Below are 20,456 nucleotides of genomic sequence, written 5' to 3'. Positions count from 1 at the left end.
GTGCAAAACAGCCGCCGATTCTGGCTCATTCGGCAAAAGGATGACCATCTTCATCTAAGCGGCACCCTGTTTTGGCGGGAGCGCAGGAACCCAAAAAATGGGAGCCAAGCACGAAGCCCGGCTCCCCACTGGCAAGCAGAAAAAGCTGATTCCGCCTGCCCGGTCAGTCCTTGGTCTTATTTGGCTGTGCTGACCAACTTGTACTTTCCGTCCATAATACTCATGTAAAAAATGCTTGCGCCCTTGCGGTCACCGATGGCGTCGAAGCTGATATCGCCCGACAGCAAACCTTTGAACGTGCCTTTGCGAATGGCCGTTTCGACCTGAAGGCGAGTGGGAGCCTTGTTTCCATTGGCGCTGGCGGCGCTCAGGATAGACCGCAGCACCACTGTGGCCGCGTCGTAGGCCAAGACGCCGAAGCCCTGCACCGAGGAGCCGAAGGTCTTCTGGTACAACGTCGCCAGCGTTTTGGCAGCGGGGAGCGACTCTGGAGGCGCGGCGCTGAGGGTGTAGAAAATGTTGTGGGCACCCTTGCCCGCGATGGTGGCGAGCTGGGCGCTGTCGAGGCCGTCGCCGCCCACCACCGGGGTCATGACGCCGTTTTCACGCAACTGCTTGGCAAATACGCCCACTTGGTTGTAGATGCCGCCGAAGTAGATCGCGTCGGGCTTTTGCAGCTTGATCTTGGCGATGATGCTGGAGAAGTCGCTCTTTTCCTCGGTGCCTTCGTTGGCCACGACCTGCACCTTGCGGGCCTTCATCACTTTTTCGACTTCGATGGCCAACCCGCCGCCGTAAGCCGTCTTGTCGTTCAGAATGTAGACCCGTTTGGCTTTCAGGGTATCCACCATAAAGTTTGCACCGGCAGGGCCTTGGGCACCGTCGCGGGCCACGATGCGGTTCATGTTGCTCAGGCCCCGGTCAGTGACCTGATTGGCAGAGGCCGCCGGGGTAATCATGGCCACATGGCTGGCCAGCAGCGCGGCGCTCGCGGGAATAGCGACACCACTGTTGAAGGTGCCCACGACAGCCAGAATCTGACGGTCAGCAGCGATTTTGCGGGCGGCGGCGGTGCCGGTAGCCGGATCGGCCTGATCGTCGAAGGGAGTCAGGGAGAGGTCGAAGCCCAGCTTCTTGAACTGCGCCTTGTACTCGTTGACGGCCAGCATCGCGCCGTTGCGGATTTGCGTACCCAGCTCGCTCTGAGCGCCGGAAAGGGGCGAGAGACTAGCGATCTTGATGGTGGTCTGGGCTTTGGCAGAGCTGAGAACGAGGGCGGTCAAGACGGTCAAACTCAGGATCGTTTTCTTCATGCGTCCTCCAGGACTGGTACGTGACAGACTCAGGGCCTGATCCGCATTTACGTTGAGATTCGCCGAGTGTAGGGATAAGTAGACGGTAAGTCAACATAATGTCAATTTTTAACTAAACATCAATATGAGAATTTTGGGCGGCAAATTTACAGTTCGGCTAAACCTTTAAGTTCTAGGTTGAGATATATTCGAAAATACTGTGTGAGACACGTCTCAACCGAAGTCATCCCTAATTGATATTCCAATATATTGAGACATCGATCTTTCAAGAATAGCCGTCAATGTAAGATGGCCCTAAAATGAAGATATGAAATTGTGGCTAATACACATAGCTGCAATGTTCGATTTCCTTCTTCGCCCATCGAACGGACAAAGCCATCCGTTCTGCAACTGGATGGCGGACTGTCGAAATGGGTTTTGGGTAAAGAGGCAAGCAGTGAAGAGTGGACTGTCCGCAGGTTCAGCTCAACGTATGAAACGCTGGACTCAACCTCCTGCGACTCTAGAGTTCAAGCTCAGTTTTGGAAACAACGGGTTTAAAACAGTAGGGCCGAGCACTAGGCCCGGCCCCACTGATACAAGCAAGGGAGATTAGCTCTCCCGATAAGCGCCGATTACTGCTTGACGGGCTTGACGGGGATGGAGTTGGCGAGTTTGAACTTGCCGTCCATGATGCTCAGGATGTACATGGTGGCGGCCTTGCGGTCACCGACGCTGTTGAAGCTGACGTTGCCCGACAGCAGGCCCGTGAAGCTGCCCTTGCGGATGGCGCTCTCGACCTGTGCGCGGGTAGGAGCCTTGTTGCCGTTGGCGCGGGCTGCGGCCAGAATGCCCTGAAGCGTCACTTTGGCAGCGTCGTAGCCGAACACGCCGAAGCCCTGAATAGGAGCGCTGAAGGTCTTCTGGTACAGGGCGGCCAGCGTGCGGGCGGCGGGCAGCGACTCTGGGGGAGCCGACACGGTGGTGAAGTAGATGTTGGTTGCGCCCTTACCGGCGATGGTCACGAGCTGGCCGCTATCGAGGCCGTCGCCGCCGACCACCGGGGTCGTGACGCCGCTTTCACGCAGCTGCTTGATGAACACGCCGACTTGGTTGTAGATACCGCCGAAGTAGATGGCGTCGGGCTTCTGAAGCTTGATCTTGGCGACGATGCTGGAGAAGTCGCTCTTCTCCTCGGTGCCTTCGTTAGCGACGACTTGCACGCCTTTGGCCTTCAGGGCCTTCTCGACTTCTGCGGCCAAGCCTTCGCCGTAAGCGGTCTTGTCGTTCAACAAGTACACTTTTTTGGCCTTCAGGGCGTCGATCATGAAGTTCGCACCGGCGGGGCCTTGCGCGTCGTCGCGGGCTACGATGCGGTTCATGTTGCTCAGGCCACGATCGGTGACTTGGTTGGCGGTGTTGGCGGGGCTGACCATCGCCACGCGGCTGGCGACCAGTGCGGCGCTGGAAGGAATCGCCACGCCGCTGTTCAGGGTGCCCACGACGGCCAGAATCTGACGGTCGGCAGCGATCTTGCGGGCGGCGGCGGTGCCGGTGGCGGGATCGGCTTGGTCGTCAAAAGGGGTCAGGGAGAGGTCGAAACCCAGCTTCTTGAACTGCGCCTTGTACTCGTTGACGGCCAGTGTCGCGCCGTTGCGGATTTGCGTGCCGAGATCGCTCTGGCCGCCGGAGAGGGGCGACAGGGTGGCGATCTTGATGGTGGTCTGTGCGCTGGCGGTGCCGAGGGCAAGGGCGGTCAGTACGGTCAAGCTCAGGATCGTTTTCTTCATGCGTCCTCCGGGACTAGGGCTAGGCAGGCACACTGGCCTGGTTTCGCTTTACGTTGAGATGCCCTAATTCTAGAGACGGCTTTAGGGGAAGTCAATGCGTTGCTCACTTTTGACCGCTTGGTGATTCGCAACAAAACTCAGAAAACCGTCAGCTAAGGCTGAAAATATTGCCTGAATATGCAGTTAGAACGCAATTAGATGCAATGTAAAACAAGCACATTGGGGAATATAGGTACGGGAGGGCGCGGCGAATGGCAGCGAGGAGCTTGTTATCCCTTTGTGCGCGATTACAGTCGACCTCAGATCAGATCAAGGTAGCGGTTCAGTTCCCACGCATGAATAGTGGCGCTGTAGTCGCGCCATTCGGCCCGTTTTGCCTCTACGAAGTGATCCAGCACATGCTCGCCAAGCGCTCCGGCGATCACTTCGTCCTTTTCCAGTTCATCTACGGCTTCGCGCAAGTCTGTGGGCAATTCGCGCACGCGGTGGTGGCGTTTTTCACGCACCGTCATCTTATAGATGTTGCGCGAAATCGCAGGCGGCGGCTCCAGTTTCTCGGCAATGCCGTCTAGGCCAGCGGCCAGCATGGCGGCCAAGGCAAGGTAGGGATTGCAACTGGGGTCAGGCATTCTCAGTTCGGCACGGGTCGAATTGCCGCGCTTGGCAGGGACGCGGATCAGGGCGCTGCGGTTGCTGGTGCTCCACGCGATGTTCACGGGCGCTTCGTAGCCGGGCACGAGGCGTTTGTAGCTGTTGACCAGCGGATTGGTGATGGCCGTCATGCCGCCCGCGTGTTCCAGCAGGCCCGCGATAAACTGCCGCGCCGTGACCGACAGGCCGTGTTCACCGTCTGGATCGGCAAAAGTATTCACGCCGTCCCGGAACAGGCTGAGGTGGCAGTGCATCCCGCTGCCGTTGACGCCGGGCAGGGGCTTGGGCAGGAAGCTGGCGAGCAGACCGTATTCCAACGCCACACGCTTCACCACAAACTTGAAGGTGGCAATCCGGTCTGCGGTCTCGAGGGCGGGTGCATAACGGAAATCAATTTCGTGTTGGCCGGGGGCGTCTTCATGGTGCGCGGCCTCGATCTCAAAGCCCATCTGCACCAGCTTGTTGGTGATTTCGCGGCGAATGCGCTCGCCCTTGTCTATCGGGGCGAGGTCGAAGTATCCGGCGCGGTCATGGGTCACGGTGCTGCCGACGCCGGTGGCCGTGCGCTCGAACAAGAAGAATTCGGGTTCGGTGCCCACGAACATCTCGAACCCGAGCGCCTGCGCCCGCTCCACTTGCCGCCGCAACACCCGGCGCGGATCGCCTTCGAAGGGCGTGCCATCGGGCAAATGGACGTCACAGATCAGGCGGGCCACCTTGCCGCGCTCGCCTTCCTCGCGCGAAAACTGCGGATAGATCAGGAACGTGCCCAAATCGGGGCGCAGCAACATGTCGGATTCCTCGATGCGCGTAAAGCCCTCCACGCTGCTGCCGTCGAAGGTCACGTCGCCGCGCAGGGCCTTTTCGAACTGCGACTGAGGCACTTCTACGTTTTTGGTGGCCCCCAGAATGTCGGTGAATTGCAGGCGCAAAAACTTGACGCCCGCCGCGTCCATCTCGGCCAACAGTGCGGCGGGATCGGGGGGCAAGGGTGCAGAAGATGGATTGGCAGAGTGCTTTGAATCGGGCGTCATGGTGGGCAAACCTCCGGCAGAGAAACAGGCGAGTTGAAGAAATGTAAAGAAATGAGGGCGGGGAGTAGTCTTAGGCGCTGACCGTAGCGGGCCGGGCGGCCCGAGCGCAAGCGGTGCGGCCAAACCTGACCTCTGGAAGCTCCGTCATTCTGCGGTACGCCGGGGCACAGCGGGGCGGAAGTCGGGGCACATCCGCCGAAACGCCCACGACTTGTCTGCTCAAGATGCGACAAAAAACCAGATCGGTCTGAGCAATCTGCATATTGTCTGGCGTGATTGGCCGGATATACGGGCCAGATGTGCAACTTGTACAGCATGACGTTGACCCTACGCAGAAAGCACTCTTATACTTGGCGGCAGCATCAGGCGTTCGTCAGAAGGTGTTGAGGCGCTGACGGACTGGGGAAGCAGGGATGCCCCCGGTACGCAGACTCGGATACGTAAACTCAGAGACGTAGACTCCGAGACGCAGGCCAAGACGAACAGAGCAGACGAGCACCACCCAAGGGAGACCCCATGAACCACGACTACGACGTGATTTCCGCCGCCCGCAACTGGATCACCGACCCCACCCAGAATGCTACCCCCCAGCAGATCGTGACCGAGGTGTTCGGCAGCGACGTGCTGACACTGGATCAATTGAAGGCCCGCCTCAGCAAGCCCGTGTACAGGAGCCTTCAGGCTACGCTGGAACGCGGCGACACCCTTGACCCCAGCATTGCCGACACGGTGGCCCTCGCCATGAAAACGTGGGCGATGGAACGCGGCGCGACCCACTACACTCACTGGTTCCAGCCCCTGACCGGATCGACTGCCGAAAAGCACGATTCGTTCGTGTCGCCCGCCGGAGACGGCCTCGCGATGGCGACCTTCAGCGGCGGCGAACTGATTCAGGCCGAACCCGACGCCAGTTCCTTCCCCTCGGGCGGTCTGCGGGCCACCTTCGAGGCGCGTGGCTACACCGCGTGGGATCCCTCCAGCCCCGCTTTCCTGATGCGGCACGCCAACGGCGCGACCCTCTGCATTCCCACCGTCTTCGCGTCGTGGACGGGTGAGGCGCTGGACAACAAAACGCCGCTGCTGCGCTCCACAGAGGCACTGAACAAGGCCGTGACCCCCGCCCTGCACCTGTTTGGAGCCAGCGAAGGCACCCGCGTGGGCAGCAGCCTCGGTGCAGAACAGGAATACTTTCTGATTGCCGAAGAGTACTTTTACAACCGCCCCGATTTGGTCATGACGGGCCGCACGCTGTTCGGCGCGACGCCTCCGCGTGGGCAGGAGCTGGAAGACCACTACTTCGGAGCCATTCCTGACCGCGTGCTGAGCTTCATGACCGACGCCGAAACGCAGATGTACGCACTGGGGATTCCGGTCAAGACGCGCCACAACGAGGTGGCTCCCGGCCAGTTCGAGATCGCGCCCATTTACGAAAACAGCAACGTGGCTGCCGATCACCAACAACTGATCATGCAGATTCTTCGCAACACGGCCCGCAAGTTTGGCCTCGTGTGCCTGATGCACGAAAAACCCTTTGCAGGCGTGAACGGCAGCGGCAAGCACTGTAACTGGAGCATGGCCACCGACAAGGGCGAAAACCTGCTGGAACCCGGAGCCACGCCCGACAAGAACCTGCAATTTCTGTTCTTCTGCTCGGCAGTGATTAAAGCCGTAGACGAGCATCAAGACCTGCTGCGAATCAGCGTAGCGAGCGCCAGCAACGATCACCGCCTCGGGGCCAACGAAGCGCCGCCCGCCATCATCTCCATCTTCCTCGGCAGCGAACTGACCGAAATTCTGGATCGTCTGGAAAGCGGTCAGGGCGGGCGCGGCCCCGAAGCCGGATTCTTGGGCCTCGGCTCCAGCGTGCTGCCTCCGCTGCCCCGCCACGCCGGAGACCGCAACCGCACCAGCCCCTTCGCGTTTACGGGCAACAAGTTCGAATTCCGCGCCGCAGGCAGCAGCCAGAGCATTTCTATGCCCATCACGGTGCTGAATACCATCGTGGCCGACGCCGTGAGCGCCCTGACCGCCGACTTGCAGGCCAAATTGGACAGCGGACTGGCGATTGACGATGCCGTGGGCGAAATCGTGAAGGCCACCTACAGCAAGCACAAGCGCATCGTGTTCAACGGCGACGGCTACAGCACCGAATGGCACGAGGAAGCCGAACACGTGCGCGGCCTGCTGAACCTCCGCACCAGCTTAGATGCCATTCATCACCTAACCGACGCCAAGAACGCTGACCTGTTCAGCAAGTACGGCGTGCTGACAGACCGCGAACTGGCGGCCCGTCAGGAAATCATGTACGACATCTACTTCAAGACTGTGAACATCGAGGGCGAAACCACCGAGTACATCGCCCGCGCCATGATTCTTCCGGCCAGCGTGAAGTACCTGAAGGACTTGTACGGCGCAGGCAGCAGCAAAGCCGTGAAGGGCGTGATTGCCGAAGTAGAAGCCGCCGCCGACGAACTGTACGAAGCGGTTGGGGCGCTGTACACCCAGAATCAGGCGCTGGGCGGCGAGGAAGTGCACGAGAAGGCCCACCACATGCGCGACCACGTGTTGCCCGCCATGAGCGCCGTGCGCGTGGCCGCCGACAAGTTGGAAAAAGTGGTGGCCGAGAAGCACTGGCCTCTGCCCACTTACCGCCAAATGCTGTTCGTGAAGTAAGAAACACAGTCTGAGGGCTGAGGGTCTAAGGGTCTGAGGACACAGCAAAAGGGGGCTGGAACCGTTGGGGTTCTGGCCCCTTTAGCTGTTGTGGCTTGAGAGGCTCGCCCAGAAAGTTTGAATGGCCTGCGCGACTTCCTGCGGCGTATCGAGATGAACGTAATGGCCGGAGCCGGAAGTCCAGACCCCCTGACCGCGTGCAGAAGTTTGCACCATGCGCTGATGCTGCTCGCGGCGGCTGGAAAATCGGGCGTTCAGAGCATCTTGGGTGGCGGCGGGTTGCTGCCAGCGCACTTCATCCACAGTTGCGGGGCGTCCGGGGGCCAGCAGGAGCAAGGGCAATGAACCCAAAGACTGTGGGGCCAATTCGGAAGGCTCAAAGTGCGTCAGAGCCAGACGTTCCGGGCTATCGCCGTGTGGACGGGGCGACATCGGGGGCGGTGTGGGATCAAGCAACACCAAGCCGCCGATGTTCTGGGGATGACGGCGAGCGTATGCAAAAGCGATCAGCCCGCCCAGCGAATGCCCTACCAGAATGGGCGGCTGCGTCAGTTTGGCAGCGTTCAGCACGGCGTCCAATTCCGCGAACAATTCGGGCCAACTCCGGTCATGGTTTGGGGCGGCACTGGCCCCGATTCCGGCCCGGTCATAGGCGATGACCCGCGCTATAGGAGCCAACGCGCAGGCCATTCCCACTCGCCGCTCGCCCGTGTCGTTCCCGATCCAGTGGGGCCGCGCCTCCTCCGAAGTTGGCACGCTGAACCACCACGCCGCCGGATCGCCCAAGCCAGACAGCAAGATCAGGGCTGGCTCATCCAGACCCAACTCAGTCACGGCGACAGAGATTCCGGCGTGAGAGACGGTAAACGTCCGAGTCGCAGGTGTTGCCATCGGTTTTTGGGCTGGCATCGAAACTTACGGTATTCGACATAGCAGCAAAAAGCACCCGCCGCCTAACTTCCCGCCCGTCTTTGCCCGTTCTGCCCGCGTGGTGTACAGTGCTTCCCCTATGCCGGACGCCCCCCAGCCCTCCCCCACCGATTCCACCCTTCCGCGCCGCTTGGACGGCGTGACGTTGGTCGTGACGGAACGGGTACGGCCCTCGCAGGTGACGGCGTATGAGGCGTGGGCGCGTGACCTGCATGCCCTTCAGCGCCAGCACCCCGGATTCATCGGCCTGCATGTGCTGCGCGACGCTTCCGGCCCGGTGCCCGAATACGTGACGCTGGTGCGCTTTGCCTCAGCAGACGCTTTGGCGGCGTGGCGGGCGTCGGCGGGGTATGCGCGGGCGCTGGAGCAGTTGCCGCAGTTTACGGCGGAAGAAGTGGATTACCGCGAGTCGGTGGGGCTGGAAGCGTGGTTTGACCGTCCCGCCCGCGCTCCCGCTCCGGCTCTCTGGAAGAACGTGCTGGTGGGCATCGTGGGCGTGTACCCACTGATTTTGCTGTTTTCTGTGCTGTTTACGCCCTTCACCAAAGACTGGCCTTGGTATCTGGCCGTTCTCAGTACCGTCGTGCCGTCCACCATTTTCCTGAACTGGCCGGTCTTGCCGCTGCTGTCGCGCTGGCTGCGGCGTTGGCTGTATCCGGCACAAGCTCAGAGTCAGTAAATTTCAGGGCCAGTAGAGTTCAGGGCTGAAGAGTTGAGGGCTGATAAGAGTTGGGGATTCAGTCTGCCGGAACCGCCAGCACATCCGGGGCGTCTTCTTCGGCGGGCAGGTGGCGGCGCACCTCGCGCATAGAGGCGTGGATGACCCCCAGCGCGATACTCATGGTGAGCATGGAGCTGAAGCCGAAACTGACCAATGGCAGCGGCACACCCGTGACCGGGAAAATTCCGGCGGCCACCGCCAGATTCACGAAGGCCTGACCTACGATCATGAACATGCTGCCCGTGGCGAGGATGCTGGCCCCATGAATTTCGGGCGTCATGGGGCGAATGCGGGTGGCGAGTTGAGACACTTGCAGGGCCGTAGACACAATGAGCCAGTAGGCGAACAGCAGCATTGCCACGCCCAGCAGGCCAGTGCTGAAGCCCACTGTGGCCACGACCATGTCGGTGTGGGCGGCGAAATACGAGTAACGCGGGCCGTCTGGGCCCAGTCCCCATAGCCCACCCGACGTCAGGTCACGGTGCGCCATGCCGATTTGGTCTAGCCCTACCGCCAGGCTTTCGTTGTTGATGCGGTCTTGGTGACCAAACCAGCGTTCGCGGATATAGGGATGGTTTTCAAGGTAAGTGCTGGCGATAGGCAGGCCCACCAGTGTCAGGGCCAGCAACAAAGTTCCGATGCTGCCGATCTTGACCCCTGCCGCGTACATCAAGATGATGCCGAGGCCGAACGTCAGCACACTCGTTCCTAAATCGGGTTCCAACAGGATGAGGCCAGTGGTGACGACGATCATAACCGAGGCACTGATCAGCTTTTTCTGTACGCCCCGGCGGGAAAAGAAGGACGCCAGTTGTAGCACGAGGGCCAGTTTTGCCAACTCGGACGGCTGGAAACGGACGGGGCCGAACTCGAGCCAGCGGCGTGTGCCGGGGCTAGTTTGGGTTCCCACGCCCACGAACAGCACCAGCAGCAGCAAGATCAGGGCCGCGCCCCAGGCCCAAGGCCCCAGCTTCAGCAGCGTTTTGGGCCGCATCCGGGCTACCGCGAAGGTGGCGAGCAGCGCGATCACTGCTTTGCTGCCGTGATCGGTGATCAGGTCAGGCCGGGCCGCCGCCACCCCCATCAGGCCGAGGGTCAGCAGCAGCACCTGTGCCAGAACGAGTTGAACGCTCATGCCCCGGCCTCTGCGGGTGCGGCGACTGGGGCGGCTAAGATTTGCGCTGCCTGCTTAAAGCTCTCGCCGCGTGCCTTGTAGTCCTTGAACAAGTCGAAACTGGTGCCGATGGGAGCCAGCAGCACCGTGCCTCCCGTAGCTCGCAAAGCGCTCAGGCCAGCGCGGGCGGCGTTCAGCAGCACCTCATCGCCGTCCTCACCGCTGAACGATTCGAAAGGCAAGCCCAACTCGCGGGCCAGCTTCTCGCCGTCTTCACCAAAAGCGATCACGCGCACCACCCGGCCCTCTGCGGCGGCCTTCAGCGGAGCCAGATCTGCGCCCTTGTCGCGGCCCCCCACCAGCCACGCAATCGGCGGCGTGGCCCGCAACAGCGCGGCTTGTACGGCCAGCGTGCGGGTGGCAATACTGTCTTCGATAAAGCGCACGTTGCCGATGCGGGCCACCGTTTCGAAGCGCCCCGACACGGGCTGGGCCGAACGCAGGGCAGCGGCCAACAGGGCAGCATTCACGGCGCGGCCTAGATAGACCAACATCGATTCGGCGGCCAGCACAGCAGCGGCGGCGTTGGCGGGGTGAATGCCTTCGGGCAAGTCGGCGGCGGGCAGAACGGGGCGGCCATCTGCGAGGGTCAGAGAATCGGGCGAGAAGTACCGCACTTGCGCCCGCGTTTGTACGCTCAGGCCAACAGGCAAAATAAGCACATCGTCTGCGGTCTGGCCCGCTGTGATGTTGAGTTTGGCGGCGTGGTAGGCGGCCTCGGTGCGGTGGCGATCTAGGTGGTCTATGCCCAGATTGGTGATGACGGCCACCGGGAGCCGCAGCCCCGGCACGCGCTCCAGCTGAAAACTGGAGAGTTCCACCACCGCGACTTCAGCCCGGTCTACCACGTCCAGCAAGGGCGGGTCTATGTTGCCGCCTTCCAGCGCCGCCAGCCCACAGGCCCGCAGCAGATGGGCGATCAGGACGGTGGTGCTTCCTTTGCCTGCCGTGCCCGTAATGCCGATGAGGGGCAAGTTAGGGCGCAGGCGGGCGGCCAACGCCACTTCGCCCACGATTTCGGCCCCCTGCGCGGCCAGTGCCAACACATCCGGGTGGTCTATCGGTACGCCGGGAGCGGCCACCACCGTGTTATACGGGCGCGACACGTCGCCGGGGCCAAAGCCCAAGTCGGCCACCAACGCCGTGTCTTCGGGGCCGGGGCGGGCGTCCAGCCAATCGGCCTGCAACCCTTCTGACGCCAGAAACCGCGCCACGCCGCGTCCACTGCGGCCCAATCCGTAAATCAGAATCCGCCCTAACTCCGTTTGCCCCGCCCGCTGCCCGTCCATTGCGCCCTACCATAAGGCAAATCGGCCATGCAGTACGTGTGAGGCGCGGAGCAGAGGTCTACTCTCCCCCACCGCCGCCCCCGCCGTCTCCGCTGCCGCCACTATCGGACGTGCCAGAGTTGCCAGAACCGGAGTCGGCAGCGTTGGAATCAGAGGAGTCAGGTCTGCGCGAATCATTGTGACGGTGGTCGTCGGTTGCGCCATACACGGCGGCTCCGTCCGATCCATCTCTGCGGCCTGACCTTCCTGTGCGGCGGGCCGGAGCAGACTGCGCTGATCTCTGGATCAGCGTGACCACCACGATGACCAACGCCACCACCACGAGGCCGAACCCAAAGACTTCCACAGCCCCAGTATCGCCCTCTTCTGTCTTCAGCGCGTCACGGCTTGCAGTTCCGGCGCGGCCTGTGCTTCAGCTTCCGTGTCAGGCACAGGCACGGGCGGGGGCGTGACCGTCAGGCCCGCTTCTTGTTCAGCCCAGCCCATGAAGGCGTCTAGGCCGCGCCGGAACATGAAGGGGCGCTTCTCGCGTTTGCCCCATTTGCGCTTGCCTTCGGGCAACGGCAACTCCGGCACCAACGCCCAGTTCACGTTCATGGGCTGAAAACCCTTGGGGTTGGCGCTGGCAAGGTAGCGGGTCAGGCCGCCCAGCATGGACTCGGCGGGCGGCGTGAGGGCAGGCTGCCCCAGCGCGAGGCGGGCCGCGTTGATTCCGGCCAGCCAACCCGTCGCGGCACTCTCCAGATACCCTTCGGTTCCGGCCAGCACGCCTGCCACCAACTTGGTCGGGTCGGCGCGGAGTTGCAGCGTCGATTCCAGCACTTGCGGCGCGTTCAGGTAAGTGTTGCGGTGCATCACGCCGTAGCGCACAATTTCGGCGTTTTCCAAGCCAGGAATGAGGTTCACCACCGTTTTCTGGTCGCCCCATTTCAGGCCCGTTTGGAATCCCACGAGGCTCCACATCCGGCCCTCACGGTCTTCTTGGCGCAGTTGGGCCACCGCGTAGGGCCAGCGCCCCGTGCGCGGATTGTCTAATCCTTTGGGCGACATAGGGCCAAACCGGGGAGTATCCACGCCGCGCCGCGCAATTTCTTCGATGGGCATACAGCCGTCAAAAAACTCCAACTTTTCCCAGTCGTGCGGCGTGTGGGCGCGTGCCCCCTCCAGCGCATCAAAAAAGGTCAAGTATTCCTCTTTGGTAAAGGGGCAATTGATGTAATCGGCGCTCTGGTCGTAGCGTCCGGCCTTCCATGCCACCTCGAAATTGATGCTTTCGGCGGCGATGACTGGGGCGGCGGCGTCGTAAAAGCTGAGGCGCTCGCTTCCGGTCAGGCGGGCCACATCGGCGGCCAGCGCGTCCGAGGTGAGCGGGCCAGAGGCGATGACTGTGATGCCTTCCGGCACGGCGGTCACTTCTTCGCCCAACACTTCAATGAGTGGATGCTGGCGCACCAGTTCGGTCACGCGGCCACTGAATTCGTCGCGTTCTACGGCCAGCGCGTTTCCGGCGGGCAGGCGCGAGGCGTCGGCAGCGGCCACGATCTGCCCGCCCACGCTGCGGAGTTCGGCTTGCAACATGCCCTTGCTCTGCATTTCGCCCTCTCCGCCGAGACTGTTGGAGCACACGAGTTCGGCAAAATTGCCCGAACGGTGAGCCGGGGTCATGCGTGTAGGCCGCATCTCGTACAGGCGCACGCGCACGCCGAGGCTGGCCGCCGCCAACGCCGCTTCGGAGCCTGCCAAGCCCGCGCCGATGACCGTGATGGTTGGAACTGTACGAGTAGGAATGGGTGCTGCTTCAGGACTGCTCATCAGGCCAGTGTAGGGGAACGGCGCGGGCGGGAAGGTGGCGTGGATCGTGGAGTGTGGAACGTGGGCAATCGCTGACGCTCACTCGTCCCCTTCCCAGCCTGATGGTTTGCAGCTCTGCAAGTCCCTCTCGTCAATGGTGTGGACAGTTTTTTAGTTGAGAAAAAGCGGCCAGAGGAAAACGCTGTCTAGGACGCCATGCCCGCTCACCCCCTCTGCTGGCGCAGCTCTGCGAGTCCCAACCTCTCGCAGGCGAGCTGTCCCAGTCCCCCTCTCCTGCGGAGCTTTGCAAGCCAAGGGTGAGGAGCTAAGGGCAACATCACCACCTGCGCTTTCCCACGTTCCACGATCCACCCCCCACGATCCGCTTCCTACCGCTCCGGCGTCCCCCCCACTCCCGCCTTCACCCGCGAAATTCCCTCATACAGCAGCACGCGCAGGGCAGCCAAGCGGTCTGAGGGCAGGGGCAAAGTCGTATCGAAGCGGGTTTCTGGGGCATTGACGCTGGTCACACCGACCCCCAAAGGCGCAAGTTGGGCACGGAACAGGCGGGCGGCGCGGGCCGAATGAGAGGGCGACGTGACGAGCAAAATGCGCTTCCAGCCACGCACGCGGGCCAGTTCTCGCACACGGGCGGCCTCATCCCGCGTGGTGGTCACGTTGGCGAGAGTCAGGACTTGAGGGCCGCCATTGGGATACAGGCCGCGAATGTGTGCCCGTTCCAGATCGCTGAGTTTGGGGCAATCCTTCGGCCCGATCAGGCCCGACTGCTGCGACACCGTAACCGCTGGGGCAAGGCCCACCCGCCAAAGCTCCAGCCCCCGAATTAAGCGGGCGAGGCTGGAGGGTTCCAGCGCCCCCGTGCCGCACCACACGCCCGCGCCCAACGCGATCACGGCATCGGCCTGCACCGGCTCAGCGTTTTCGGTCAGCGAGGCCAGAGGCGCACGCAACAGCGGCGTCAGCAGACAGAGGGCAAACACCGCCGCCAGTAGGCCCGCCCCTACCTTCAGCACCCGGCGGGAAAGGCGGAACGCACCCAAGCCCGCGCAGGCCAGAATGCAGACCAGTAGCAGCGGCACGGGCGCACGGATTTCTCCCAGATACGCAGCGAGGACGGCCAACGCGCAGCCAATGACGGCCCCGCTCAGCACGCCGCGCACACGCTCATGGATTGTCGTTTGTCTTGTCTGCTGGCCCAGAGTCACGCGGGGCAGTGTAGCGGGGCGGGCCACGACAGGGAACGATGCATCTCATTGATAATGCGGAATCAACTTTATACTGCACGTAATGACCCGCCGCCGCCCGTCTATTTCTCCCGCTGTGCTGGCCGCCTCCGCGCTGGTGGTAGCCGCGCTCTTGGCCGCGTTTTTGCTGCTGGCCCCCCGACTCGCCAAGCCGGGTGAATCCAGCACCGAGACCCGTTTTGTGCGCGAAATGATCCAGCATCACGCGCAGGCCGTAGACATGGCGACCCGCATTCGTGACCGCAGCACAGACCGCACCTTGCGTTCGCTGGCGCTGGATATTCAGCTCTCTCAGCAAGAGCAGATTGGGCAGATGCGGGGCTGGCTGACGCTGTGGGGCCTGCCGTGGGGCGGCGCGGGCATGAGTTCGGAACACGCCGCGATGATGGGCATGGCGACGCCTACAGAACTGGGCAAGCTAGATTCCGGCAGCCCTGTACAGGCCGAACGGGAATTTTTACAGCTGATGATTCGGCACCATCAGGGCGCGGTGGCGATGGTGGAACCCGTGCTGACCGAGCGGGTGCGCCCCGAAGTGCTGACCTTGGCCCGCCAGATCGCTGCCACGCAGGGCGCAGAAATCCGCACCATGACCGAATTGTTGCAGGCCAGAGGTGCGGAGCCTTTGCCCGCGCTGGCGTCGGCCACCTCAGACCATGACCACGCCGCAGGCACGCCCGCAGAGCATGATCACCCGGAGGAAGCGGCCCCAGCGCACGATCACGGAGAGTAGGCCAGCTTGAAGGGGAAGTCTAAGGGGTGAGGGTTTAAGAGTCTAAGAAAGGCAATCGCTCACGCTCACTCACCCCCTCCCAGCCTCCCCCGCAAGGGTGGAGGAGCAAAAGAAAAGTCTCACGTTCACCCTTAGACCCTTAGACCCTTAGACCCTTAGACCCTTAGACCCTTAGACCCTTAGACCCTTAGACCCTTAGACCCTTAGACCCTTAGACCCTTAGACCCTTAGACCCTTAGACCCGCACGCCCTACCACTTATCGTCGTCCACCACATCCCGCTTGCCACCCTGACGCTCCCGGCGGCGCTCTGTTTTGCCTGCCTTCTTTTTGGGGCGGGGCGGCAGGGCCAGTTCGTACACGCGGGTCGGGTCGCATACGGCGGGCACTTCGCCTAGGCGGTCACTGGGGTCGGCAGTGCGGAGGTTGCCTGCCGGGTGCAAGTGACGCTCACCGCAATACGGGCATTCGTCTACCACCCAGAACATGACGCGGGTGCCGGGGAGGTCACGCAGCGTCACGAACGCCATGCGCGGGGTGTGCCGATCCTTCTTTCCCATAGCTGCCGAGCCTAGCCCGCCACACGCAGCCAGATTGTGCGGTCAGACCAAGCTCCTCCGGCCAGTGCCCCTTCAGTCTGTGTTCAGGCTTCTTCTTCCGAGTCCTTGAGGTAGGTGACGATGCTGCGGCAAGGCGTTAGGCCTGCGCGGGTGTACAGGGCGCGGGCGGCGCGGGCATGGTCGTGGGCGCGGGCGCGGAGGGTACGCAGGGCCGGATGGGTGTCGGCTTCGGCGGCGGCGAGGGCCAGCAGCGTGCGCCCGTAGCCTTGGCCGCGCTCAGCGGGATGCACGGCGAGGTAGGTCAGGTCAGCGCGGGTGGCTTCCGTATTCAGTTCCAGTTCGGCAAATCCCACCGGGCGGCCTTCTTTCATCAGGGCAATTAGGCGTACATCGTCTCGGTGAAAATGGGCATGATATTCCTCTGGTGTCCAGTCCAATCTTCCGGCCCAGCCGTCTTCGCTGGCGCGGTACAGGGCCATGTACTCGGCTTGGGGCAAATGGCGCGAAATGGTGTGCCCATCGGGGGCGCGGGCCGCAGGCGTCAGGCGGTGCAGCGGCGCAGAAAAAAAGTCGGTGGTATGCATGGGCGTCAGGCCCGCCACCTCTAAGGCTTCCCGCACAGGGGCGTTGTCGAGGGCGCAAAAGGCGTACACGGGTAAGCCTTCAGCGTGGGCCACAGCGCGGTTCAGTAGGGCCGCCGTGTGCCCGCCCTCCGACACCGGGCCTTCTATGACTACCCCATCTCGGAAGGGCGACACCGCGCAGTAGCCCAGCACGTTGCCCTCGTCGTCGGTATCCACCAAGCACGTACTGTCTTCGCATTCGAGGTGCAGTTCGTCGGCGGTGCGGGCGTCGGGGGCAAACACTTCGCGGTGCGGCGCGTCGTCCATCCAGTTCAGCAGCGCAAGCACATCGGGCGTATCGGTGATCTGCATGGGGCGAATCATGGGCGTTCCTCCGGCGGGCAAACAAGGTGCAGGGGCGGGAAACAGAACAACATTCGGGCAGCGTGGCGAACGCTTTCAGCCTAGGAATCTACTGGCCCGATGTCTGCCAACCGCATCACATCATGGCCGCAGGGAGCGTGCTACACTTTCCTTATGCCCTGAATAGGGTACGTCGCCTGCCTCCCCCACGAACACGAAGCCGTGTTTGAGGGGCCTTTTCTTTTTTGAGGGTGGTCAGGGCGATATTCAGACCTTTTTCCCCCAAAAAGCGAGACGGCAGCCGGGGCAACAGACAGTTTTGGGAGGTTTCGCCGTGACAAAACAGTCCAGCAGGCCCGTTCAGCCCCAGCGTTCCCAGCGTGCGCGTCCAGACCGTATGGATGCAAAGCCTGTGGGAAGCTCTGTTCCGTCTTCAGCTTCTCAGGAAGTGCAGGGCGGCATAGACCTTCTGGCCCTGCGTGCCCAACTGGCCCGCGCCGAAAAAGCCGCCCGCCGTGCGCCCACGCCCATTCCGGTGCGGCCCGCCCAGATGAATGCCAAGCCCGTGAAGCCTCAGCGCGAGGTGGACTTGGCAGGCGTCGCCACCGATGACTTTTCGTTGGCCCGCGCTCACGCCAAGCTGCGTGAAGCCGTGTACGAGGGCCAGTACCACGTGTGCGCCCACGCCATCGGACACGCCCGCGCGGAAGGGTTTTTGGAGCACGACATCATGCAGGTGCTGTTGGCGGGGCGCGTGCGGGCCGTGTACCCCGAAGACCGCCGCTGGCTGGTGTGCGGTTACTTCGAGGCGTGCGGCGTGGCCCTGCCGCTGCATGTGGTGGTGCAGCATCCGTATGGCCGCAGCAGTAGACAGGGCAGGCCAGACGATGCCGTGCTGGACATCGTGACGGCCTTCGTGCCCAAGCACCCGCACCACATCATCAGCCGCGCCCGCTTGGCCGTGATGCTGCGCTACGACGACGAACAGATTCGCAGCCGCACCGCACAGGTCGGCAACCGCGCAGGCCACCGCAGCAAGGGGAAGTGGAAACGGAGCGCCTAGGGTGTCGGCTGTGAGCCGCGAAGACTGTGTGGAAGGGCCAGAGACTTGTATCTCTGGCCCTTGCGCTGTGGTTCGGCTAACTGGGCTGCATCTTGGGGAAACTGACTTGGAAGGTGAACCCCCCCGTTGCTCTGCAACGCCCCCCCTTAGAGGTGGGGACTAAAAGCAGTTGCGCTCCCCTTAAGGGGGGCTGGCTGCAAAGCAGACTGGGGGGTTGACACGCATCGTCAACACCAACGCCCTAGCAGCCCACATCCACACCGAAGTATTTGCGGCCCAGTTGCGTGTGCGTGCCGTTGATGTCCAGCTTGTTCAGCGAGGCGTTGAGTGCCTGACGCAGTTCGGTATTGCCTTTGCGAACCACAATCGCCACCTGCTCTTTCCACAGGGTTTCCCCGATGACCAGATTGGCCTTGCTGAAGGTCTTCACGGCGTCCAGCGCGGCGAATCTGTCGGTGGCGATGGCGTCTACCTGCCCAGTGGCGACGGCCTGAAGCACCGCCGTACTGTTGGGGTAGACCTGAATGGTCTTTTCAAAAGTCAGTTTCCGCAAGAAGCCGAAGTAGGTGCTACCCGCCTCTGCGCCGAGGTTTTTGCCTGCCAGAGCTTTGCTGGTCACAGGGCCGCCCTTGCGGGTCAGGATCACGCCGCCCGTGCAGTAGGTGGGCCGCGAAAAGTCCACCGTCTGCGCCCGCGTACTGGTGATGGCGTGCGAGGCCAGTACCGCGTCGATCTGGTCACTTCTGTCGTTCACGTCGCGCAGCAGGCCGTCAAAGGGGCGCACCACCCAGACCACTTTCAGGCCCATATCGCGGGCCACCGCCTCGCCCAGATCCACTTCGAACCCGGCGGGCGCACCGCCCTGCATAAAATTGAAGGGTTCGAAGTCGGCGCTGGTGGCAAGGCGCAGCACGCCGCTGGCCCTGATCTCAGCCAGAGTGCGGGCCTGTGCAGGCGCGATCAGGGCGGGCACGACAGCGATAAGCAGACTGGTGAGCAGGGTTCTGGAGAGAGGTGGATGGATTCGCATAGGTGAACCTCCGGGCACTAAGAATCGAGAGTTGCCCGGAGTGTGAATTAAGCCTTATCACGCGCCCATGACGGTCAGCATGGGTTTGGTGTGAATTCTTACATAGGGGCGGCTGTTCAGCGGCCTTGATGTATTTCTATGCGGGTGTTTGCTGGTCTAAGGGTCTAGGGTCTAAGAATCTAAGAAGGGCAATCACTACGATTACCACTTCTCAACCCGCTCGTTTGGTTTGCGAAGCCCAGTAGGAGAGTCGGGAATGAGCGAAGCGATTGCCCTTCTTAGATTCTTAGACCCTAGACCCTTAGACCAGCCGCAAGCCAGCACCACATCGACATTGATCCCGTCTGAATCTACTCTCCGGCCAACACCGCGTCGGCCACCCGTGCGCCCATGTCCAGCCCTGCCGCGCCGTCTATGGCCCAGTGAATCCCGCCCACCACCCGGCTGTAAGCGGCGTCCTGTGCAGCTTGGGTCAACTTGGCCGCCTCTGCCGGGAAGAACGCCGACAGCACCCGCGCCGCTGCCCCGCTGACAGAAGCGTGCCCGCTGGGATACGAAGGAAACGGCGGCGTGACGATGACCGGTTTCCAGCCCGCCTGAATGCCTTCTGGCCCCGACATCCAGTTTTGGGGACGGGCCACGACATACTGAAATTTGGCCCTCCAGCACGCGATAAAGGCGTTGTGGGTGGCGATGGCAGTGAGGGCCAAGGCATGGGCGGTTTCGGGGCCGTTGAGGCCGTGCTGGCGGCTCAGGGCGGCGGCCTGCTCCAGCCACATGCCCGCTGGGGTCACGGTGCCTGCTCCGGCGGCCCAGTACACGGCCAGAGCGCGGTCTGCGTCGGTCAGGCGGGTTTGCAGGGCGGCAAAGTCGGCGCGGGAATCGGCAAAAGCAGGGTCGTTCCACGCGGGCGGCGGCGTGACCTGCGGCAACGTAGCGGCGCTCGTTCCAACCGGAGTGACCCAGCCCCAGTTCTGCTCCATCGCCTTTTGTCCGGCCAGAGCCTGCCATTTGCCCGCTGCGGTGGCGGGTGCGCGGGGGGTGACGGGACGATCCGCGTGGTCATTCCGAGCGAACAGCAGCACACAGTCTGCAATCACGCCTGCCGCCGCCAACTCGTCGGCCCCGTGTGGCAGCGACGCCAGCCGCACTTTCAGGGCCTGATCCAGCGCCACCGAATCTTGCGGAAACAGGTACCTTTGCACGCGCTGGGCGGCCACTTCAGCCACCGCGTCGGTGTTCAGGGCGCGGCCAGAGGCAGCCACGATGGTATGCGCGTCGCTGACCGTGACCAGAATCAGGGCCAAGGCCCGCGCCGCCCGCACCGGGTTCAGCTTGCGAGACTGAATCAGGGCCAAGGTTTCGGCATTGATTTCGCGCACTCGGCTGGCACTGGGGGTGGTAGGCGTTCCGGCGGGCACACGGCTGAGGCGGCGCTGAACGGTGGGATGCGCGGCGGAGGCCAAAAAGGTGCGGCTGGGCGGGGCCATGAAGGCGGGCGTACCAGCCACAGTGGAGGTGCTTATGGGGGCAGA

General features: G+C 62.6%; 17 protein-coding genes. 4 read left to right on the top strand and 13 right to left on the bottom strand.

Annotated elements, in window-relative coordinates; genetic code table 11:
- Nucleotides 1-176 precede the first annotated feature (176 nt).
- From SU48_RS05015 to glnA, 3 genes are all read right to left on the bottom strand, one after another.
- The gene (locus SU48_RS05015) at nt 177-1,313 is read right to left on the bottom strand and encodes a branched-chain amino acid ABC transporter substrate-binding protein (RefSeq protein ID WP_064014298.1); all 1,137 of its coding nucleotides are present in this window, start codon (nt 1,311-1,313) and stop codon (nt 177-179) included.
- Nucleotides 1,314-1,927: 614 nt separating this feature from the next.
- A complete protein-coding gene (locus SU48_RS05010) occupies nt 1,928-3,082 on the bottom strand; it encodes a branched-chain amino acid ABC transporter substrate-binding protein (protein ID WP_064014297.1) in 1,155 nt (384 codons plus the stop codon).
- Between the two features lie 299 nt (nt 3,083-3,381).
- Nucleotides 3,382-4,689, bottom strand: coding sequence for a type I glutamate--ammonia ligase (glnA, locus tag SU48_RS05005; RefSeq protein ID WP_064015849.1), 1,308 nt, complete (start codon nt 4,687-4,689; stop codon nt 3,382-3,384).
- A gap of 594 nt (nt 4,690-5,283) precedes the next feature.
- On the opposite strand from glnA, the gene SU48_RS05000 reads away from it, so the two are divergent.
- Complete coding sequence (locus SU48_RS05000) at nt 5,284-7,440, top strand: glutamine synthetase III family protein (protein WP_064014296.1); 2,157 nt, start codon at nt 5,284-5,286, stop codon at nt 7,438-7,440.
- An 81-nt stretch (nt 7,441-7,521) separates the two neighbouring features.
- Here the strand turns inward: SU48_RS05000 and SU48_RS04995 are convergent, their stop codons facing one another.
- On the bottom strand, nt 7,522-8,349 hold the full coding sequence (locus SU48_RS04995; protein ID WP_082869671.1) for an alpha/beta fold hydrolase: 828 nt from the start codon (nt 8,347-8,349) through the stop codon (nt 7,522-7,524).
- Between the two features lie 100 nt (nt 8,350-8,449).
- Between SU48_RS04995 and SU48_RS04990 the strand changes: the two genes are divergently transcribed.
- Nucleotides 8,450-9,049 (top strand): antibiotic biosynthesis monooxygenase, encoded by a 600-nt coding sequence (locus SU48_RS04990; protein ID WP_064014294.1) that lies wholly within the window; start codon nt 8,450-8,452, stop codon nt 9,047-9,049.
- A gap of 58 nt (nt 9,050-9,107) precedes the next feature.
- Here SU48_RS04990 and SU48_RS04985 read toward each other — a convergent pair whose 3' ends face one another.
- The 5 genes from SU48_RS04985 to SU48_RS04970 all read right to left on the bottom strand — a co-directional run bounded on the left by SU48_RS04985 (nt 9,108) and on the right by SU48_RS04970 (nt 14,565).
- Nucleotides 9,108-10,226, bottom strand: a complete 1,119-nt coding sequence (locus SU48_RS04985; protein WP_064014293.1) for an FtsW/RodA/SpoVE family cell cycle protein — start codon at nt 10,224-10,226, stop codon at nt 9,108-9,110.
- On the bottom strand, nt 10,223-11,554 hold the full coding sequence (murD, locus tag SU48_RS04980; RefSeq protein ID WP_064014292.1) for a UDP-N-acetylmuramoyl-L-alanine--D-glutamate ligase: 1,332 nt from the start codon (nt 11,552-11,554) through the stop codon (nt 10,223-10,225). The genes SU48_RS04985 and murD overlap by 4 nt, the downstream gene beginning before the upstream one ends.
- A 58-nt stretch (nt 11,555-11,612) precedes the next feature.
- A complete protein-coding gene (locus tag SU48_RS14100) occupies nt 11,613-11,900 on the bottom strand; it encodes a hypothetical protein (protein WP_157451081.1) in 288 nt (95 codons plus the stop codon).
- A gap of 26 nt (nt 11,901-11,926) precedes the next feature.
- Nucleotides 11,927-13,366, bottom strand: a complete 1,440-nt coding sequence (gene trmFO, locus SU48_RS04975; protein ID WP_064014291.1) for a methylenetetrahydrofolate--tRNA-(uracil(54)-C(5))-methyltransferase (FADH(2)-oxidizing) TrmFO — start codon at nt 13,364-13,366, stop codon at nt 11,927-11,929.
- A 368-nt stretch (nt 13,367-13,734) separates the two neighbouring features.
- Nucleotides 13,735-14,565 carry a YdcF family protein gene (locus SU48_RS04970; protein ID WP_231881712.1) on the bottom strand — a complete coding sequence of 277 codons (831 nt, stop codon included), beginning with the start codon at nt 14,563-14,565 and terminating at the stop codon, nt 13,735-13,737.
- An 88-nt stretch (nt 14,566-14,653) separates the two neighbouring features.
- On the opposite strand from SU48_RS04970, the gene SU48_RS04965 reads away from it, so the two are divergent.
- The gene (locus SU48_RS04965; RefSeq protein ID WP_082869669.1) at nt 14,654-15,343 is read left to right on the top strand and encodes a DUF305 domain-containing protein; all 690 of its coding nucleotides are present in this window, start codon (nt 14,654-14,656) and stop codon (nt 15,341-15,343) included.
- A gap of 250 nt (nt 15,344-15,593) precedes the next feature.
- On the opposite strand, the gene SU48_RS04960 is transcribed toward SU48_RS04965, so the two are convergent.
- Nucleotides 15,594-15,902 carry a hypothetical protein gene (locus tag SU48_RS04960; protein WP_064014289.1) on the bottom strand — a complete coding sequence of 103 codons (309 nt, stop codon included), beginning with the start codon at nt 15,900-15,902 and terminating at the stop codon, nt 15,594-15,596.
- An 83-nt stretch (nt 15,903-15,985) separates the two neighbouring features.
- Nucleotides 15,986-16,849: a GNAT family N-acetyltransferase gene (locus tag SU48_RS04955; protein WP_064014288.1), complete on the bottom strand. Its 864-nt coding sequence runs from the start codon at nt 16,847-16,849 to the stop codon at nt 15,986-15,988.
- A gap of 376 nt (nt 16,850-17,225) precedes the next feature.
- On the opposite strand from SU48_RS04955, the gene SU48_RS04950 reads away from it, so the two are divergent.
- On the top strand, nt 17,226-17,891 hold the full coding sequence (locus tag SU48_RS04950; protein ID WP_064014287.1) for a DUF4258 domain-containing protein: 666 nt from the start codon (nt 17,226-17,228) through the stop codon (nt 17,889-17,891).
- Between the two features lie 241 nt (nt 17,892-18,132).
- On the opposite strand, the gene SU48_RS04945 is transcribed toward SU48_RS04950, so the two are convergent.
- The gene (locus SU48_RS04945) at nt 18,133-18,921 is read right to left on the bottom strand and encodes an ABC transporter substrate-binding protein (protein WP_064014286.1); all 789 of its coding nucleotides are present in this window, start codon (nt 18,919-18,921) and stop codon (nt 18,133-18,135) included.
- 350 nt (nt 18,922-19,271) lie between these two features.
- Nucleotides 19,272-20,411 (bottom strand): vanadium-dependent haloperoxidase, encoded by a 1,140-nt coding sequence (locus tag SU48_RS04940; RefSeq protein ID WP_157451080.1) that lies wholly within the window; start codon nt 20,409-20,411, stop codon nt 19,272-19,274.
- Nucleotides 20,412-20,456: the final 45 nt, after the last annotated feature.

Source organism: Deinococcus puniceus (genome assembly GCF_001644565.1).
Classification (GTDB): domain Bacteria; phylum Deinococcota; class Deinococci; order Deinococcales; family Deinococcaceae; genus Deinococcus; species Deinococcus puniceus.
The sequence above is the reverse complement of the archived record's forward strand: the minus strand, read 5'-3'. Positions and strand labels throughout refer to the sequence as shown.

Coding starts and splice junctions, on each gene's coding strand:
- SU48_RS05015 (WP_064014298.1), bottom strand. CDS start 1,313: ATGAAGAAAACGATCCTGAGTTTGACCGTCTTGACCGCCCTCGTTCTC.
- SU48_RS05010 (WP_064014297.1), bottom strand. CDS start 3,082: ATGAAGAAAACGATCCTGAGCTTGACCGTACTGACCGCCCTTGCCCTC.
- glnA (WP_064015849.1), bottom strand. CDS start 4,689: ATGGACGCGGCGGGCGTCAAGTTTTTGCGCCTGCAATTCACCGACATT.
- SU48_RS05000 (WP_064014296.1), top strand. CDS start 5,284: ATGAACCACGACTACGACGTGATTTCCGCCGCCCGCAACTGGATCACC.
- SU48_RS04995 (WP_082869671.1), bottom strand. CDS start 8,349: ATGCCAGCCCAAAAACCGATGGCAACACCTGCGACTCGGACGTTTACC.
- SU48_RS04990 (WP_064014294.1), top strand. CDS start 8,450: ATGCCGGACGCCCCCCAGCCCTCCCCCACCGATTCCACCCTTCCGCGC.
- SU48_RS04985 (WP_064014293.1), bottom strand. CDS start 10,226: ATGAGCGTTCAACTCGTTCTGGCACAGGTGCTGCTGCTGACCCTCGGC.
- murD (WP_064014292.1), bottom strand. CDS start 11,554: ATGGACGGGCAGCGGGCGGGGCAAACGGAGTTAGGGCGGATTCTGATT.
- trmFO (WP_064014291.1), bottom strand. CDS start 13,366: ATGAGCAGTCCTGAAGCAGCACCCATTCCTACTCGTACAGTTCCAACC.
- SU48_RS04965 (WP_082869669.1), top strand. CDS start 14,654: ATGACCCGCCGCCGCCCGTCTATTTCTCCCGCTGTGCTGGCCGCCTCC.
- SU48_RS04960 (WP_064014289.1), bottom strand. CDS start 15,902: ATGGGAAAGAAGGATCGGCACACCCCGCGCATGGCGTTCGTGACGCTG.
- SU48_RS04955 (WP_064014288.1), bottom strand. CDS start 16,849: ATGATTCGCCCCATGCAGATCACCGATACGCCCGATGTGCTTGCGCTG.
- SU48_RS04950 (WP_064014287.1), top strand. CDS start 17,226: ATGGATGCAAAGCCTGTGGGAAGCTCTGTTCCGTCTTCAGCTTCTCAG.
- SU48_RS04945 (WP_064014286.1), bottom strand. CDS start 18,921: ATGCGAATCCATCCACCTCTCTCCAGAACCCTGCTCACCAGTCTGCTT.
- SU48_RS04940 (WP_157451080.1), bottom strand. CDS start 20,411: ATGGCCCCGCCCAGCCGCACCTTTTTGGCCTCCGCCGCGCATCCCACC.